Genomic DNA, 15,860 nt, shown 5'->3' with positions numbered 1-15,860 from the left:
ATCGGCCTAAATAGGGTCCTCAGTACCGGTCGATGCTTGATTGAGACTGGAGACCAGAAGTTGACTCAGCCTCTTCCTGATTCCACTTGTTCAGACCCTCAACGACCTCATCACTAACGCGTACCTTTGCGGCGCTAGATGATGAGTCGGGGCCCCAGAGACCGAAAACTCGCTTCCCGGCCTGATACTCGTCGTGCTCCTCAGGGAGGAGGTACACCCACCCTATCTCCTTATGCTCGTCTACTTGACGGCCACACATTAGTGCGGTATCGGGGTACCCGACTGGCTTCACCGCAATTGCATAATTGGTGTTTCGAGGAGGGTGGTCCTGACAGCGAACAATTGCCATGGGCTCATTTTGGATAGTATCCGACAAGAATGACACGGGCTACTTCGCGATTCATCAATGAGAACAGAATGCCAGCGAGGGGTCAGAAACTATAGATTCAATCTACCAAACGCTATTCTCGGCGTACTCAGGATATTCGGCGTAAACCTCGTCAATGAGGTCCGAGAGGAGCATATCGTTATATTCGGCAGCAAGGGCTTCGGCCAACGAATATGCCGTCTCGGAATTTGAATCCGCTAATTGGTCTTGAACCCATCTTTGTCCTCGCTCGGTGAGACGGTAGATGTACTTCACTTTCCCATCTGCCATCGGTTCCTCTTCTACCTCAATCAGTCCATCTTCCTCAAGCGAGTCTAAGTCGTCGTATAGCTCCTTTGAGAACGGCCCATAATCATAGGGGATGAAATTGTAATCCGAGCTATCGAGCGAGGCAGTTAGCACTTCGTTCAGTTCCTGCTCCATCAGGAAGACTAACTTCTGGAGACGCGTGCGACCTTCGACGCAGTTATCCTCACAGGCATCAAGCAGCGCCATTGGGAGCATTTTCCTATGCATCTGGGGTCACCTCACTCGCGTCCTTATATATGGCTTGGAAGTGCTCTGTGAAAATCTTTGCCGTGCCAGTATCGTAGAAGAGCATTCCTGTGTCACCTTGGTTGAGATTAATCAAGACCGCGCCGGCATCATTCATGTAAAACGACGTGTCGACCTCATCTGCCTCCCTGAAATCTGCGGCAGGAATCTCTTCAGCAACATCTTGGAGTTGAGGTCGACCTTCCCATCCGATAATTCGGACATCTACACCATTTTCCGCTTTTGTCTGGAGAAGTTCTCTATCCTGTTCAGAGAGCCAGAACGTTCGTTCGAGAAGCCAAATTCTGTCCTCAGCTTCTTCGAAGAGTTCACGTGCTTTAGTCGAGGTATCTGCGATACCCGTAGTCACCCATGCGGGATGAGATTGAGACTCCAGATTTAGGTCGTAAGCCGGTTCCAATGCCTCAATTGCCTGTACTGCCATGTCTTCGAACTTTTGTTGATTTGGTTCAATGAGTTTCCGGGGGTTCTGTGCATCCCAACTGGTCGGTTGGAGGCCCTGCTTGACTACTGCATCTTCGCTATGTAGTTTATTCAGAATGTCATAGACGCGCCCCTGTGGAATGTCGGCTCGGACAGCTACGTCCGACGCTTCTAACGGACCATAGCGTACAAGAACCCGGTACGCTGCAGCCTCATACTTTCCCCACCCCATTATCGTCTGGAGAGACTCGCTGAGCTCGTATCCGCCTGACATAATAGCAACCACTATCGTGGTTGTATATCAAAACACCGCTCAATGTTTTAGCATCACAACTATTTGTGTTGTTTTAATCACTTATATGTCACTCTCGCACCATTGTCTTGTCGTAACATGATACACAGGGGGGAGAAACGAGGTACCAATCCGTGAATAGTAGCTATCTAACGGGAGCAATACCGCGGATAGAAGCGAAGGACGAACATCTTGACCTCGTATCGAGAGCGAGGTCAACTGAGGCGGTGATGCTCGACTACCACCATGCCCGCCGACTTTACCAGAATGATGTAAAACTCGCAAATATCGATGCTAAGCTCGTGCTCACCTCCACGATATCAGACGAGAAACTGGAGGATTGGTTCCCCAGACGCGAGCTAATATTCGCTGAGAGAATTGGCGCGGATGCTATCGTACCCTGTGACCGGCCAGTCTACGACCGTGACGCGCGTTCTCAGCGGGTCGAAACTATCCGGACTTACGTGGCCGACCTGAAGGAGATTGTCCCAGAATTTCAGGAATCCAACATCGAGGTAGTCCCCTTAGTCAAGGGTAAAACGGAGTATGAACGTGGCCTCTGCTACGATGCGTTCACCGAACTCGGACTTACGAGAGTAGCATACTACTGTGTCCAATACTTCAGCTACGGCTTTCGATACAAGGCGCTGCTTGAGCGCATCCAACGTGTCGCACTCGAATTTGAACCAGAGAACATGATGCTAATCGGCTTCCAATCAGAGAACTCGATATCGGACTTCCCACCGTGTGTGACCGGAGCGGCCGGTCAACGGTGGCTCAGAAATTCTAATCCCCGGAATGGGTCAGTCGATGAGGCTGCACGTCAGTACGACACTTGGAGCCAACAGGTTGAGTCTGCACTTACGATTGGTCAGGCACCACTCCAAGCATTCACAAATTCACGGGGGTGGGCCTAATGGGAACTGACATCGCTCCCTCTGGGTATTCCAGAAATCAAGAAGAGACTAACTCTGAACAACAAGGCGCTGGCCAGACATCGTTAGACGATTATGCGGATGAAACCGGTCCGACAACCAAACAGGGCAAGACGATTAACCAACGTCGTGAGCGATTGGAGCAGATTTTAGAGGAGGAGATGGAGGTCGTCGAGAGTCACCAGTTCGGGTCGTTCACCCGAGGAACAATGGTGGGGCCGCTCTCGGAAGATTCGGATACTGATGTAATGTTCGTGCTAAGCAGTGAAGCACACGGCAAGTGGGAGCAGGGAGAAAATGGGTCCAGAAACTGCCTCCGAGCGGTGAAACGGGCACTAGAGAAACGTTATCCCAACTCAAAGGTCAGTATTGACCGAAACGTCGTCAGTGTCCAGTTTAGTGACTTCACTATAGATGTTGCTCCAAGCTTCAGGGATGGAACTGGTGGCTACAGAATTCCGGACACCTACAGTGAAGGCCGGTCGTGGGTGCGCACAAATCCGCGAGGCTACAAGCAGCGCTTCGAAGCGGTTGACGACGCCCGTGGTGGCAGGCTCCAGAAGGTCGCCCGCGTAGCGAAGAAGCTCCGTGAGAACCGGAATATCCCGGTCAGCTCGTACCATATGGAGGTGATGGCGTACGATTACGTCCACAATCATCCAAACAAGGATGCGTCGACTGAAGAGTTAGTGGAAGGGTTCGTTGAAGAGCTGCCTCGCCGGGTTTCGCGAGGAACTCGGGACCCAGTGAATGGAGACAGATTGGACTCGAATATGGACCCGGCGAATCGAAAGGAAGCCATCAGGAAAGGCAAGGCTGTCCGGAGGAAAATGCGTGAAGCTCGAAACCGTCGACAAGAAGGAGACAGTGAGAAAGCGAATGACAAGTACGGCGAGGCTCTTGGGGAGGACATAGACTAATGAGTGATATCCGAAACAAGCTCCGATATAGGGCCGAGAATAAGGCCGAGTCTATTTGCTTTACGTACAAGCAGCACTTTGCAGCTGCAAACTTCTATAGAGCTCTCATACGTGTTTTGGATGCAGTCATGTTCGCGGCAGCAGCGCTGATACTCGCGACGAATTTCTGGGGAATTATGCCGAATCGATACATCGCGATTCCAGCGCTACTTATCGCGGCTATCACGGGATATCGGCGGGGAAGCAGTCTGGGAGATAGAGCAGAGGAGTTTCGACGGTCTGCTCGTCGATATCACTCACTCTTCGATGAATATCGGGATTTCCTCGCGATTACAATTTCATCGCGGGAATTGAACGATGAGGAAGTAATGGGGGAGTTCGACCGGCTCAGTGACGACCGTCGCCAACTGAATCAAACGACGCCCGATGCGAATGGACTCTGGTATCGATACATCAAGTGGAAGGGGGAAGACAAGATTCGAGAAGAGATAACCACGACAACGGAAACGAGGGAAGCCCTATCGGGAGAGCATGGGTGACTTGTGGACCGGATGCTTCGAGCGCAACGATATCAATCAGTTGGTCAAGCAAAATACACGCGGGGGATGTAGGTACGGTAGGCCATTCTCACATTTATCAACTAAATCATGACTGACTTTGTCCAGCCACATCAGGGTAAAATTCGCGCTTAAGACTGGTTCCGTTATCTGCCCTCTTACGGCACTCATCCGTCTTTTTCCGCATCACTTCCTTCGGGGCACCGAGCTCATTGACCACCTCTCGGAGCATCGCGACCTCGTAGTAGACAAACTCGGTGTAGTTCTCCACGTCACGGTATCGTTTTTGTGAGGACTCATTGAGTTGTTCAACTACCTCAGAGAGATGGTCAAGTCGTGCTTCAAGTCCACTAAGCGACTGCTGGAAATCTATGAATTGCTCTTCGTCGAGGATGACTTGACCGGTCTCGTATACGTCGTCCTCGAAGAATCCGTAGTAAATCGCGTCTAGCGCATACTGAGTCAGGGCAATCACCTTCGGAGGATGAGCGTAGTTCGTGTCAGGGTCGTATCCAGCCTTTTCGACGAGGCCTGCGCGTACGAGAATGCCGTCTGCTCTGATTCGCTGCTCCACTTTGTGTTTAGGTAGCCCCGTCTCCCTCCGGATAACCACGGAATTCGCTTGGGATTTCTGATGCCTGTCGAGGCATTTCAGAATTTTCAGGCTGGCGTCATCGTAATCTGCTGCTTGGAGGTCCTCCGGGTTGTGAGGAGTCTCTGTCCTGTTCGACTTCATAGAATATCTGCCTCTCTCAGATTGCAAAGATATTGTGTGAGACATAGTGCGCAGTGCCGGTGAGATGCTGTTCGCGCAGCGTGGAGACACAGGGTAAAACAGCGTGAAATTTGCTTTCCGACTATCCCCTATGGGGATACCCCCGTCAAAGTAGGTTGAGGGTGGAGTTCCTCTGAAGGTGGTTATCGGTTTACTATGTGGTTATTGACTTGGGTATTCCCCGGGGCGGTCGACTTTGTTGAAGCGGCTAACGCAGTGTATACACCTCAGAGTTCAAATAGTCAGGCTGACAAAAATATACCACTGTATGGAAAGTCTATACAATAATGCAATTAGCTAACAACGCCTCAAAGCCCTGAATACAGCGTCTAAAGGGAACTTTAGTCATTCTGAAAAAATAGCTAAGCATATATGGTCCCAAACATTAGAAGTGTTGAGTCAAGAAAATGTCCACCTCGCACAACCCGGACGACGACGAACAAATCCCAGAATTCACTAGGGAAGAAATGAACATCCCCGGAATCCGGAGAAGTCTCCAGAAGAACCTCAACCAGATGGAGTTCCAGATGTTCGAAGACTGGCGGCTGGCCTTCGCCCGGTGGGCGTACGACCGCGGAAAGAATCCCAAACGCCGGGAAGGTTACGCCTACAACTCAATGTGGGACATCATGAACCGTGTTGAGAAATTCTGCGAGTGGCTGTACTTCGGACGAGAAATCGGGACAGATTATGACGGCGAAGTGATTGAACGGGATGGTACGTTTACGATTGACTTCACCAAAGACCATCTTGACCGATACTGGTACGACCTCCTAACCAACGGAAACAGGCTAGACTCGAATCGCCGGACAATCAACAACGCCCAACTCGTCTTGAAGTATCGAGGGGTCGATTGGAAGATTCCGGACAGCGAGGAGGTGTATCGAGACATCCATCAACAAGAGTCTGACCCGGGATTCACCGATTGGCACCGCGACCACGAACTGAAAGCACTCAAAGCTGCCTCGTTGAAGTTGCACGTCATTCCGGACCGTGAGAAGATGTCCGAGGAAGAGCAAGACAAGTGGGCCGCGCATCTCGCCCAGCGCCTCGAAAAACCGAAGTACGAACTTGAAGACGAGGATTGGGAGACCGTGAACTGGAAGATTCCCAGTCTCGTGCATTTGAGCTGTGACGTGGGTTTCCGTCCGTGTGAGATTGTCGCATCGAGAGTGCAGTGGCTCCACACAAAGAACGAAAACGACGCTTACCTTCGAATCCCGAGAGAAGAGGACTCAAAAGCGGGGAAAAGGAATCGAGAATGCCGAATCAGTCCGGAAACAGCGAGGGTCATCAACTACTGGCTTGACAAGCGTGCTGAGCTCCCCGAGTATGAGGACACTGATGCCATCTGGCTCACAAAAGAGGGAAATCCCTACGGGTCCGCATCACTCCGCCGTCAGGTACTGATGCGTCTCCAGCGAGAGGTTGGCATCGACTTGGAGACCCGTGAGAACGGTTGGTACATGATTCGTCGGGGAGTCGGTACGGACATCATCAACAAAGGAGGAAGCATCACGCTCCTGATGAGGCAACTCCGAATCAACCGCTACGAGACCGCAGAGCGCTACGTTCGGAATGCTGACCAAGCGGCTGACGACTACTTCAAGAAGCGTTGAGCGGCAACCAATAAAGCAGACCAACCCGTAAAGCCAGACCATGCTCCAAAACCGCTACCGACTAAACGAGGTGCTTGATAGTGACTCTCAGAGATAGAGTCTGGGACGCCGCGCTGACCATGCTCGTCAACCGCGGGAAATTCAAATTGCGAGACCTTCCCTTCGAGGAATCGGAACGCCACACCGCTCGTCGTGTTCTCCGTACCATGATTGACCTAGGATGGGTGAAAAAGGAAAGCAAGCATTCCGGTATCTATCGACTCGGTCCCAAGGGCGAGCTCCTCCTCGACGTAGATGAGGAGATTATTGAGGCGTCAAATTCGTGAACATCCACAATATTTGCATACTTAAACCTTGATTCGTATTCTCCCTTATACAGACAAATAGGGTGCTTTGAATGCGTTTCTGCTCTAATTATACTCCGAAACATTCACCACATTTGTGTAGAACCGGTGCTTTACCTTGTGGAGGCTGAGACGCGGGTTCGATTCTCGCACCCGGACCTTTTCACGACGACCGAAGGGAGGAGTGACAAGGCCGGAAGGCAGGAATCGAATCCTGCCAGTCGCGCGCAGCGAAGCGAGCACGTCTAGCTACGGTTCGATTCTCGCACCCGGACCTTCTGTCTGCGAACGAAAGTGAGTAGACGAACGTCCATCGAAGAGAATCGAACCAGGGAGCAGCCGAGCACAGCGAGGCTGCGAGTGAGGTTCGATTCTCGCACCCGGACCTTCTGTCTGCGAACGAAAGTGAGTAGACGAACGTCCATCGAAGAGAATCGAACCAGGGAGCAGCCGAGCACAGCGAGGCTGCGAGTGAGGTTCGATTCTCGCACCCGGACCTTCTGTCTGCGAACGAAAGTGAGTAGACGAACGTCCATCGAAGAGAATCGAACCAGGGAGCAGCCGAGCACAGCGAGGCTGCGAGTGAGGTTCGATTCTCGCACCCGGACCGTTTCACGACGACCGAAGGGAGGAGTGACAAGGTCGGAAGGCAGGAATTGACTCTCGTAGCAACACCGTGGGTAGACGCTCGTGGCCGCAACCAGACATTTCAGCCACGGTGTTCGAGTGCCATCCACGAAGCCCTTCCCTCGTCTGAGCAGTTACGGCTACCGGCGGCAACGGCGGTGGCGGGAGCCTCAGTCGTCGTCTTCCGGAGGGACGGTCGATTCGTCACCCTCGGCTCTCGTCGGGTCGGAGACCTCCGCTTCGCCGTCAGGGTCGGAGCCATCGTCGGCGTCGGACTCATCGCCGCCGTCGTCCGGGTCCGTACCCCAGGTTCCGTCCTCGGACAGGACCGCGCCCTCGGACTCCGGAAACTCGAAGGTGCTCTCGTCGTCGACAGCCGTCGCGCTCTCAGTGCTCGCGAGTACGTCGTCGGTCTCTTCGAGGGTCGGCGGCGGCTCGTACACGTAGCAGAGCTCTCCATCGGGGACGTAGAACCGACCATCGTCGCCCGATTCGATGACCCGAGAGTCGGTGTCGATGGCCACGTCCACGACCCCGGTGAGGGAGTCGACCGCGACGGTGGTGCGCCCGCGGACCGAGTCTGGCACCGTCCCCGTGGTGATCCACTCCGCGAACTCCTCACGCTCGCTCTCGAACTGCACCCGGGCCCGCTCGGTATCGGTGGGTTCGATGCGCACGTCACGGTAACGGGCCGCGACACCGACGCTCACGAGCGCGAACGTGAGCAGCCAGACGGCGCCAGTGCCGACGAGTGACGCGGCGACGACGGGGCCGCCTGGCCGGTCAGTGACGCGCCGCCGTTCGGTGACGGTGACCGGGCTCGCATCGAGGCCCGTCGTCTCGACGCGGACGGCGGTCCCGTCACCGGTGAACCGGACGCGGAGTTCCTCGGACTGGTCGACCGTCCGTCCGTCGACCTGCCCGCGCCGGTGGACCGTCGCCCGGAGGAACACCTGTGTCTCGCCGGCGCTGCTGTCGAGCGCGCGCTGGATGGCGTCGACGCGGTCGAACAGCGCGGTGGCGTTGACGGCGTACGGAACCCGGAGCTGTTCGCCGCCATCAAGCGTCGCGCTGGTGGTGTTCCGGGCGAACGTCCGCTCCCAGTAGACGGTCGCTTCGGTGCGCTGTCCATCGCCGCTACCCGACCCGCCGCTCTCGCCGATGGCACGCAGAACCACCGCCGTTTCGACGGTCGTGTTCAGCGTCGCGTCGCCCTGATGCCCGACGGTGACGTTGCCCGAGATGACCGGCGACACGTTCGCGAAGTACACCGGCCGGTTCTCGAGTCGCTCGCGGTCGTAGACGGGAGTCTCCGTGACGACGTCAGCGCCGTGGCTGACGGCTGCGGTCGGTTCGTACAGGCGCTGCTGCTCCGTGACCGTCGTAGACTGTGGCTGTACCGCATCGGCAGCGACGACACCGGCGACCGCGCTCGCGACCAGACAGACGACCAGCAGTGACCGGTAGTTGTCGGCGACCAACGCTCGGATACGTGTCGCTCCTCGTGTCACTCGGCGTTTCCCCCCCTGTATCCCTGTCTCTCTACCAACAATAAGCGTACACGTTGGTATATCACGCACTTGCCGAGGCGAGTGCCCATCACCGAAAGCGGTGGCCGCCGGCTATCCGGTCGCTACGTCTCGCGAACGGGAGTTCGTCGGCCCGGCTCGACCGACCCGGTCTCCTGGACGACATCGAACGCGGTCATCAGGTCGGACCGGGAGATGAGGCCGACGAGGTCGTCGCCACGGACGACGAGCAACCGACCGACGCTCTGTGACTGCATCGTCTGGAGGGCTTCCATCGCGTCGGCGTTGGGGGTGATGGTGTGGAGCTCCCGGGTCATGATCTCGTCGACGGTGTATGCGTCGCGCTCGACGGCTTTGACGCCGCGAGCGTCCTCCAGCGTGACGAGGCCGACGAGGTCGCCGCCTTCCATGACCGGGTAGCCGGTGTGGCGCTCGGAGAACATCCGCGACATCAGCTCCGAGACGCTGGTGTCGGGCGTGACGGTGTGCAGGTCGGGGCCGGGCGTCATCACGTCCCGCACCGTCACCCCCTCGAAGGCGGCCTTCATCACGACCTGCTGGGCCTCGGAGGACGCGCCGATGTAGATGAAAAAGGCGATACCGATGAGCAGCCACTGGAAGTTGAGCAGGCCGAACAGTCCCAGCAGGAGCGCGAACACCTTCCCGACCTCGGCGGCCATCTGGGTGGCCTTCGCGTACGGCCGGGTGCGGGCCAGCAGCGCGCGGAGGACTCGGCCACCGTCCATCGGGAAGCCGGGCAGCATGTTGAACACGGCGAGCGCGACGTTCATCAGCGCGAGGTAGCCGAGGACGAACCGTATCGACGGGAGACTCGTCGGAACGGCCAGGAACGCGCCGTAGGAGAGACCCCCGATGGCGAGGGAGACGACCGGCCCGGCGATGGCGATCTGGAACTCCTGCTTCCAGTCCTCGGGCATCTCCGAGAGGGAGGCGATGCCGCCGAATATCCAGAGCGTGATGGAGTCGATCGGGAAGCCGTACCGCATCGCGACGACCGAGTGCCCGAGCTCGTGGAGCACGACACCGACGAACAGGCCGATAGCGACCGCGAACCCGAGCACCCACGGCATCCAGCCCGCCACCAGCGGGTCGACCGGCAGGTTCGCCCCCATCGTCTGGTTGAGGAGGTCCGTCACGGAGCCGACCTGCTGCTGGATGAGGAACGCAAAGAGCGGCAGCACCAGCAGGAACGTCAGGTCCAGCTTGATGGGGATGCCGAACACCGACCCGATCCTGAAACTTCGCATGCTATCGAGTAGCCACCGACCACTCTTAAATTGGGTGACGAGGCACCGCGACCGGCTGGTCGGTACCCGTTAAGTGCCAGTCGGTCCTACGGTCGCCCATGTCCGAGCCGACACCGGTCGTCCGGCGGAGCGAGGACGTATCGTACGAACCAGTCGACGCCGCCGACGGCCTCTCGAAGGGCGTGCTCGTCGACGCCGACGACGGCGCACCCAACTTCGCCATCCGGCGGTTCACCCTCGACCCCGGTGCCGAGGTGCCAAAGCACACGAACGCGGTCGAGCACGAGCAGTACGTGCTGGAGGGCGAGTACGTCGTCGGAACAGCCGACGAGGAGCACGTCGTCTCCGCCGGCGACTCCCTGCTGATTCCGGCCGGCACCGTCCACTGGTACCGCAACGAGGCCGACGAGCAGGGGGCGTTCCTCTGTGCGGTGCCCAACGGCGACGACGAGATACAGCTACAGGAGTGACCGATGCCGCCGGCCCCGAAGAGGTTCCGAACCCCTGAAATACCCGGCTCTCGTACCGAATCGCGTGTCACGACAGGTCCAGCGCGTCGACACCCTGTTCCTCCACGAGGCCGGCAGGAACTACCTCGCGGTCGTCGAGCGCGACGGCGAGCGCGTCTTCCGTTCGAAGCTCGAACTCAAGGAGACGAACGCGGGTCCCCGACCCGGCAAGTTCCGGCTCGTCCGTGACTCCAGCGAGGAGCCACGCAGCCCCGAGGAGTTCGTCGAGATCGCACGCCGCGCCGAGCGCATCCGCATCTCCGAGCAGACCTCCAACCGCGCTCGCGAGGAGCTCCAGGAGATGCTCGACGGCTACCAGCTCGACGCGAAGGTCGTCCGGACCTGTCGCTACTGCGCCTCCGCCGGTCGGTACTCCCCCATCACGACCGACACCGCGGTCAAGGACGGTACTGACTGGATCTGCACCGACTGCGCCCGCCGCGAGCTGGAGAAGGAGCTGGCCTATCACGGCGAGTTCACCAGCGACGCGAAGGCGCGCCTCGAGGACCTGCTGCTGGAGGTGCAGGACCTCGAACGCATCAGCAACCTGCTGAAGGGCGAGCTCGACCCGGACCTGACGAAGTTCGACGAGATATCGGCGACGACCGAGGACATCGACCTCGTCCCGGTCGACGACCTCGGGCTGCACCCGAAGCTACAGGGCCTGCTCGACCAGCGGTTCGACACCCTGCTGCCCGTCCAGAGCCTCGCCGTCGAGAACGGGCTGTTCGGCGAGCAAAAGGGCGACGGCCCGCGCGGGATGGGCGACGACCAGCTGGTCGTCAGTGCGACGGCGACCGGGAAGACCCTCATCGGCGAGCTCGCCGGCCTCCAGAACGTCCTCGACGGGAAGGGGAAGATGCTCTTCCTCGTCCCGCTCGTCGCACTCGCCAACCAGAAGCACGAGGACTTTGCCGACGAGTACGGCGACCTCGTCGACGTCACCATCCGTGTCGGAGCCAGCCGCGTCAACGACTCCGGCTCCAGATTCGACCCCTCCGCCGACGTCATCGTCGGCACCTACGAGGGCATCGACCACGCGCTGCGGACCGGGAAGGACCTCGGCGACATCGGCACCGTCGTCATCGACGAGGTCCACACGCTGAAGGAGGAGGGCCGCGGGCACCGCCTCGACGGGCTCATCTCCCGGCTGAAGCACTACAGCCAGCAGCGCCAGCAACAGCGGTCCAGCTACGACGGCGCGCAGTGGGTGTACCTCTCCGCGACCGTCGGCAACCCAACCGAACTCGCCCGCGGGCTCCGTGCGAAGCTCATCGAGTTCGAGGAGCGCCCCGTGCCCATCGAGCGCCACGTCACCTTCGCCGACGGCCGCGAGAAACCACGCATCATCAACCGCCTCGTCAAGCGCGAGTTCGACCGCGAGTCCTCGAAGGGGTATCGGGGGCAGACCATCATCTTCACCAACTCGCGCCGGCGCTGTCACGAGATCTCCCGCAAGCTGGAGTACAGCGCCGCGCCCTACCACGCCGGGCTGGACTACGGCCGCCGGAAGAAGGTCGAGCGCATGTTCGGCGACCAGGATATCTCGGCGGTAGTGACCACGGCGGCGCTCGCCGCCGGTGTCGACTTCCCCGCCTCGCAGGTCATCTTCGACTCGCTCGCGATGGGCATCGAGTGGCTCTCCGTGCAGGAGTTCAGCCAGATGCTCGGCCGCGCCGGCCGCCCGGACTACCACGACCGCGGGAAGGTGTACATGCTCGTCGAGCCCGAGTGCACCTACCACAACTCCATGGAGATGTCCGAGGACGAGGTCGCGTTCAAACTGCTCAAGGGCGAGATGGAGCCCGTCATCACCCGGTACGACGAGGACGCCGCCGTCGAGGAGACGCTGGCGAACGTCGCGGTCGCCGGCAAGTCCGCGAAGGCGCTCAACGACCGGATGCTCGGCAACATCCCCACCAAGCACGCCGTCGGGAAGCTGCTCGAGTACGGCTTCGTCGACGGCTTCGAGCCGACGCCGCTCGGCCGGGTCGTCTGCGAGCACTTCCTGACCCCAGGTGACGCCTTCGCGATTCTGGACGGCATCCGCAAGGAGAAGCACCCCTACGAGGTGGTTGCGGACCTGGAGCTGCGTGAGACGGAGCTGTAGAACCGGCGTTTTCGAGCGTGTGGTCGCTGTTTTTGTTGCGTGAGTATCCTCGGATTCGGGTTCTCCTGTGGGACGTGTCGGTGAAGCCTCAAGTTCACCAGGTAGTTCCCCACGAGAGGGGACATATTTTGTAAACCGTTCACCCGCGACGACGACTGAACACCCGGCTGGCGCGCGGCTGGCGAGCGTGCCGAAGGCCGCTCGCCGCACTCGTGCGAGGGGCGAGCATCACAGCGAAGCGAGAAGCGCAGTCGGTTGGGGAGGACTGAGGTACGGGGTGTGGGACTGAAAGGGGCTGCCTGCTCGACGAAGCCCGACGACGCAAGCACTGGAACGGAGTGAAGCGCGCAGCGAGGCGCGGGAGTCGAGCAGGAAGGGGCTTTCGGGCTGTTGTCCCTGACAGCACTCCCCACGAAGCTCCTGGCTCCTCAGACGACCACTCGCAGACGTAACCCCCATGCCCTCCCGTCACCTAGCCACCACAGAACCGATGGACGCCGAAACCGTCCGCGAGCACGCGAACGACCTCCCGACGGAGCCGGGGGTCTACCAGTTCTTCGAGGGCGACACGGTGCTGTACGTCGGGAAGGCCGTCGACCTGCGCTCGCGCGTCCGGTCGTACGCCGACCCGCGGTCTGCGCGCATCGCGGGGATGGTCGAGCGCGCGGACGACCTCGACGTGGCCGTGACCGACACGGAGACGCAGGCGCTGCTGCTGGAGGCGAACCTCATCAAGCGCCACCAGCCGCGGTACAACGTGCGGCTGAAGGACGACAAGTCCTACCCGCTCGTCCAGCTGACCGACCACGAGTTCCCCCGCATCGAGGTGACGCGGGACCCGGACGAGGGCGCGACCGTCTTCGGCCCGTACACGAGCATGGGTACGGTCGAGACGGTCGTCAAGGCCCTGCGGGAGACGTTCGGCGTCCGGGGCTGTTCGGACCACAAGTTCGCCGGGCGCGACCGGCCGTGTCTGGACTACGAGATGGGGCTCTGTACCGCACCCTGTACGGACGAAATCGCGCGGGACGACTACGTCGCCGACGTCGAGGCCGTCGAACAGTTCTTCGCAGGCGAGACGGGCGTCCTCGCCGATCCGCTCCGCCGGGAGATGGAGCAGGCCGCCGAGAACCAGTCGTTCGAGCGCGCGGCGAACCGCCGCGACCGGCTGGCGGTCGTCGAGTCGTTCCACGGCAGCGGCGGCGAGGCGGTCAGCGGCCGGGACGAGTACGAGCGCTCGGTCGACGTGCTCGGGGTTGCGCTGCGGGGCGACGACGCGACGGTCGCCAGACTCCACGCGGAGGGTGGCCAGCTGGTCGAGCGGGACCGCCACGCCGTCGCCGCCCCGACGGGCGCCGACCGCGAGTCTGGAGATGTCGTTCCGAGCGTCCTCGCCGCGTTCCTCGTCCAGTACTACGCCGAGCGGTCACTGCCCGACGCCATCCTGCTGCCCGAACACCACGGCGACGAGGAGGTGACGGCCTGGCTCGACGCCGCCGACGTTGCGGTGCGCGTGCCGGGCGCGGGCCGGGAGGCGAAGCTGGTCGAGCTGGCGCTGAAGAACGCCCGCCGGAACGTCGGCCAGCGGGACGAGTCCGCCGCGCTCGCCGACGAGCTGGGCCTCCCGCGGCTATCCAGAATCGAGGGGTTCGACGTGAGCCACGCGCAGGGGACGGCCGTCGTCGGCTCGAACGTCTGCTTCGTCGACGGGAGCGCCGAGAACTCCGACTACCGCCGCAAGAAGCTAGCGGAGACGAACGACGACTACGCGAACATGCAGGCACTCGTGCGCTGGCGGGCCGAGCGCGCGCTCGAGGGGCGTGACGACCGCCCGGACCCCGACCTCCTGCTCATCGACGGCGGCGAGGGCCAGCTCGCGGCCGCGACCGACGCGCTCGACGCGACCGGCTGGGACGTACCGTGCGTCGCGCTGGCGAAGGCCGAGGAGCGGGTAGTGACGCCCGACCGCAGCTACGACTGGGACGACGACGCGCCACAGCTCCACCTCCTCCAGCGGGTGCGCGACGAAGCCCACCGCTTTGCGGTGCAGTACCACCAGACCATCCGGGACGACGTCTCGACCGTGCTCGACGACGTGCCCGGTATCGGGCCCGAGACACGCCGGCGGCTGCTCGGGCGGTTCGGGAGCGTCGAGAACGTCCGCGAGGCGAGCGAGACGGAGCTGCTGGCGGTCGAGGGCGTCGGCGAGAAGACCGCAGCACAGCTGCGACGGCGACTCTAGTAGGCGTCGCCGGCGTGGGGGTCGCTAGCACCGGAGGCTCCCCTGCCGGTCGTCGCGATGTCGCGGGCGACCGTGCCGAGGTAGTGGAAGATGCCTGCCTGCAGGATGAACAGGAGTGGGAAGCCGACGAGCAGGAATACCAGCGGGAGGGCGACGAGCGACCCGACGAAGCCGACGATGCCGGCCATCAGGAACGCGACGAAGTAGTCCATGGTAAAGGCGATCTCGCGGATGGACTCGAAGTCGAACGCCGCCATGAACTCCTCCTCGGTCGCGACGCCGACGAGCGCCGCCGGCATCACGTAGTACGCGATCATGAGGAGGAGGAAGGCGATGCCGCCGAACACGAGCATGATGATGAGGCCGATACTGCCACCGGCTGCGGCACCACTTTCACCGGCCGCCGCGCCGAAAGAGAACACGAAGATACTGAGGAAGACCACCCCGAACAGGAGCATCATCGGTATCAGCGTGTAGACGAAGGTGACGCCGAACATCATCGCCCCGTCTTTCAGCAGGGCCTCCCAGTCCTCGAACTCGGGGGGCGACGGGTTGTTCCGGGCACCGGCCCGCATCGACTGGAGGCTGTACCCGTTCACGATGAGCTGTGGGAGCAGTGGGATGAGACCCGAGGCGAGCAACAGCCCACCACCGATGATGGCCCGGAGCGCCCCGTCCTCTCCCTTCGTCGGGAACTTCAGTGAATCGACTACCATGAATCGAAATCCAGCGCGCGGCTGAAAAATGTTCGGACATCGAAACGACGA

General features: G+C 60.2%; 15 protein-coding genes. 8 read left to right on the top strand and 7 right to left on the bottom strand.

Annotated features, from left to right (window positions below; genetic code table 11):
- Positions 1-19: 19 nt before the first annotated feature.
- From NO978_RS17175 to NO978_RS17165, 3 genes are all read right to left on the bottom strand, one after another.
- Complete coding sequence (locus NO978_RS17175) at positions 20-349, bottom strand: hypothetical protein (RefSeq protein ID WP_257300787.1); 330 nt, start codon at positions 347-349, stop codon at positions 20-22.
- 102 nt (positions 350-451) lie between these two features.
- Positions 452-904 (bottom strand): helix-turn-helix transcriptional regulator, encoded by a 453-nt coding sequence (locus tag NO978_RS17170; RefSeq protein ID WP_257300786.1) that lies wholly within the window; start codon positions 902-904, stop codon positions 452-454.
- Entirely contained in the window at positions 897-1,640 is a 744-nt protein-coding gene (locus tag NO978_RS17165) for a TrmB family transcriptional regulator (protein WP_257300785.1), read from the bottom strand. The genes NO978_RS17170 and NO978_RS17165 overlap by 8 nt, the downstream gene beginning before the upstream one ends.
- A gap of 152 nt (positions 1,641-1,792) precedes the next feature.
- On the opposite strand from NO978_RS17165, the gene NO978_RS17160 reads away from it, so the two are divergent.
- Genes NO978_RS17160 through NO978_RS17150 form a run of 3 tightly spaced genes read left to right on the top strand, consistent with a single transcriptional unit; the run spans position 1,793 to position 4,052 of the window.
- Positions 1,793-2,575: a hypothetical protein gene (locus NO978_RS17160; RefSeq protein WP_257300784.1), complete on the top strand. Its 783-nt coding sequence runs from the start codon at positions 1,793-1,795 to the stop codon at positions 2,573-2,575.
- A complete protein-coding gene (locus tag NO978_RS17155) occupies positions 2,575-3,513 on the top strand; it encodes a CBASS oligonucleotide cyclase (protein WP_257300783.1) in 939 nt (312 codons plus the stop codon). The genes NO978_RS17160 and NO978_RS17155 overlap by 1 nt, the downstream gene beginning before the upstream one ends.
- Positions 3,513-4,052, top strand: a complete 540-nt coding sequence (locus NO978_RS17150) for an SLATT domain-containing protein (protein WP_257300782.1) — start codon at positions 3,513-3,515, stop codon at positions 4,050-4,052. Before NO978_RS17155 ends, NO978_RS17150 begins: the two co-directional genes overlap by 1 nt.
- A gap of 106 nt (positions 4,053-4,158) precedes the next feature.
- On the opposite strand, the gene NO978_RS17145 is transcribed toward NO978_RS17150, so the two are convergent.
- Positions 4,159-4,806 carry a hypothetical protein gene (locus NO978_RS17145; RefSeq protein ID WP_257300781.1) on the bottom strand — a complete coding sequence of 216 codons (648 nt, stop codon included), beginning with the start codon at positions 4,804-4,806 and terminating at the stop codon, positions 4,159-4,161.
- Positions 4,807-5,252: 446 nt separating this feature from the next.
- Between NO978_RS17145 and NO978_RS17140 the strand changes: the two genes are divergently transcribed.
- Together NO978_RS17140 and NO978_RS17135 are read left to right on the top strand one after the other, a co-directional pair.
- Positions 5,253-6,464 (top strand): site-specific integrase, encoded by a 1,212-nt coding sequence (locus NO978_RS17140; RefSeq protein ID WP_257300780.1) that lies wholly within the window; start codon positions 5,253-5,255, stop codon positions 6,462-6,464.
- An 80-nt stretch (positions 6,465-6,544) separates the two neighbouring features.
- Positions 6,545-6,790 carry a hypothetical protein gene (locus NO978_RS17135; RefSeq protein ID WP_257300779.1) on the top strand — a complete coding sequence of 82 codons (246 nt, stop codon included), beginning with the start codon at positions 6,545-6,547 and terminating at the stop codon, positions 6,788-6,790.
- Between the two features lie 815 nt (positions 6,791-7,605).
- Here NO978_RS17135 and NO978_RS17130 read toward each other — a convergent pair.
- Together NO978_RS17130 and NO978_RS17125 are read right to left on the bottom strand one after the other, a co-directional pair.
- Positions 7,606-8,946 carry a DUF5305 domain-containing protein gene (locus NO978_RS17130; protein ID WP_257300778.1) on the bottom strand — a complete coding sequence of 447 codons (1,341 nt, stop codon included), beginning with the start codon at positions 8,944-8,946 and terminating at the stop codon, positions 7,606-7,608.
- A gap of 122 nt (positions 8,947-9,068) precedes the next feature.
- Positions 9,069-10,232 (bottom strand): CBS domain-containing protein, encoded by a 1,164-nt coding sequence (locus NO978_RS17125; RefSeq protein ID WP_257300777.1) that lies wholly within the window; start codon positions 10,230-10,232, stop codon positions 9,069-9,071.
- 98 nt (positions 10,233-10,330) lie between these two features.
- Here NO978_RS17125 and NO978_RS17120 point away from each other — a divergent pair, with 98 nt between their 5' ends.
- From NO978_RS17120 to NO978_RS17110, 3 genes are all read left to right on the top strand, one after another.
- Positions 10,331-10,702 (top strand): cupin domain-containing protein, encoded by a 372-nt coding sequence (locus tag NO978_RS17120; protein ID WP_257300776.1) that lies wholly within the window; start codon positions 10,331-10,333, stop codon positions 10,700-10,702.
- Positions 10,703-10,766: 64 nt separating this feature from the next.
- Positions 10,767-12,851, top strand: coding sequence for a DEAD/DEAH box helicase (locus NO978_RS17115; protein WP_257300775.1), 2,085 nt, complete (start codon positions 10,767-10,769; stop codon positions 12,849-12,851).
- A gap of 490 nt (positions 12,852-13,341) precedes the next feature.
- The gene (locus NO978_RS17110) at positions 13,342-15,093 is read left to right on the top strand and encodes an excinuclease ABC subunit C (protein ID WP_257300774.1); all 1,752 of its coding nucleotides are present in this window, start codon (positions 13,342-13,344) and stop codon (positions 15,091-15,093) included.
- Here NO978_RS17110 and NO978_RS17105 read toward each other — a convergent pair.
- Complete coding sequence (locus NO978_RS17105; protein ID WP_257300773.1) at positions 15,090-15,809, bottom strand: DUF4013 domain-containing protein; 720 nt, start codon at positions 15,807-15,809, stop codon at positions 15,090-15,092. The genes NO978_RS17110 and NO978_RS17105 overlap by 4 nt on opposite strands.
- Between the last annotated feature and the right edge of the window lie 51 nt (positions 15,810-15,860).

This window comes from Haloarchaeobius sp. FL176, assembly GCF_024609245.1.
Classification (GTDB): domain Archaea; phylum Halobacteriota; class Halobacteria; order Halobacteriales; family Natrialbaceae; genus Haloarchaeobius.
The sequence above is the reverse complement of the archived record's forward strand: the minus strand, read 5'-3'. Positions and strand labels throughout refer to the sequence as shown.

Bases quoted from the DNA above. Each gene is read 5' to 3' on its own strand.
- NO978_RS17105 (WP_257300773.1), bottom strand. From the start codon at position 15,809: ATGGTAGTCGATTCACTGAAGTTCCCGACGAAGGGAGAGGACGGGGCG.
- NO978_RS17175 (WP_257300787.1), bottom strand. From the start codon at position 349: ATGGCAATTGTTCGCTGTCAGGACCACCCTCCTCGAAACACCAATTAT.
- NO978_RS17170 (WP_257300786.1), bottom strand. From the start codon at position 904: ATGCATAGGAAAATGCTCCCAATGGCGCTGCTTGATGCCTGTGAGGAT.
- NO978_RS17120 (WP_257300776.1), top strand. From the start codon at position 10,331: ATGTCCGAGCCGACACCGGTCGTCCGGCGGAGCGAGGACGTATCGTAC.
- NO978_RS17155 (WP_257300783.1), top strand. From the start codon at position 2,575: ATGGGAACTGACATCGCTCCCTCTGGGTATTCCAGAAATCAAGAAGAG.
- NO978_RS17140 (WP_257300780.1), top strand. From the start codon at position 5,253: ATGTCCACCTCGCACAACCCGGACGACGACGAACAAATCCCAGAATTC.
- NO978_RS17125 (WP_257300777.1), bottom strand. From the start codon at position 10,232: ATGCGAAGTTTCAGGATCGGGTCGGTGTTCGGCATCCCCATCAAGCTG.
- NO978_RS17110 (WP_257300774.1), top strand. From the start codon at position 13,342: ATGGACGCCGAAACCGTCCGCGAGCACGCGAACGACCTCCCGACGGAG.
- NO978_RS17145 (WP_257300781.1), bottom strand. From the start codon at position 4,806: ATGAAGTCGAACAGGACAGAGACTCCTCACAACCCGGAGGACCTCCAA.
- NO978_RS17150 (WP_257300782.1), top strand. From the start codon at position 3,513: ATGAGTGATATCCGAAACAAGCTCCGATATAGGGCCGAGAATAAGGCC.
- NO978_RS17165 (WP_257300785.1), bottom strand. From the start codon at position 1,640: ATGTCAGGCGGATACGAGCTCAGCGAGTCTCTCCAGACGATAATGGGG.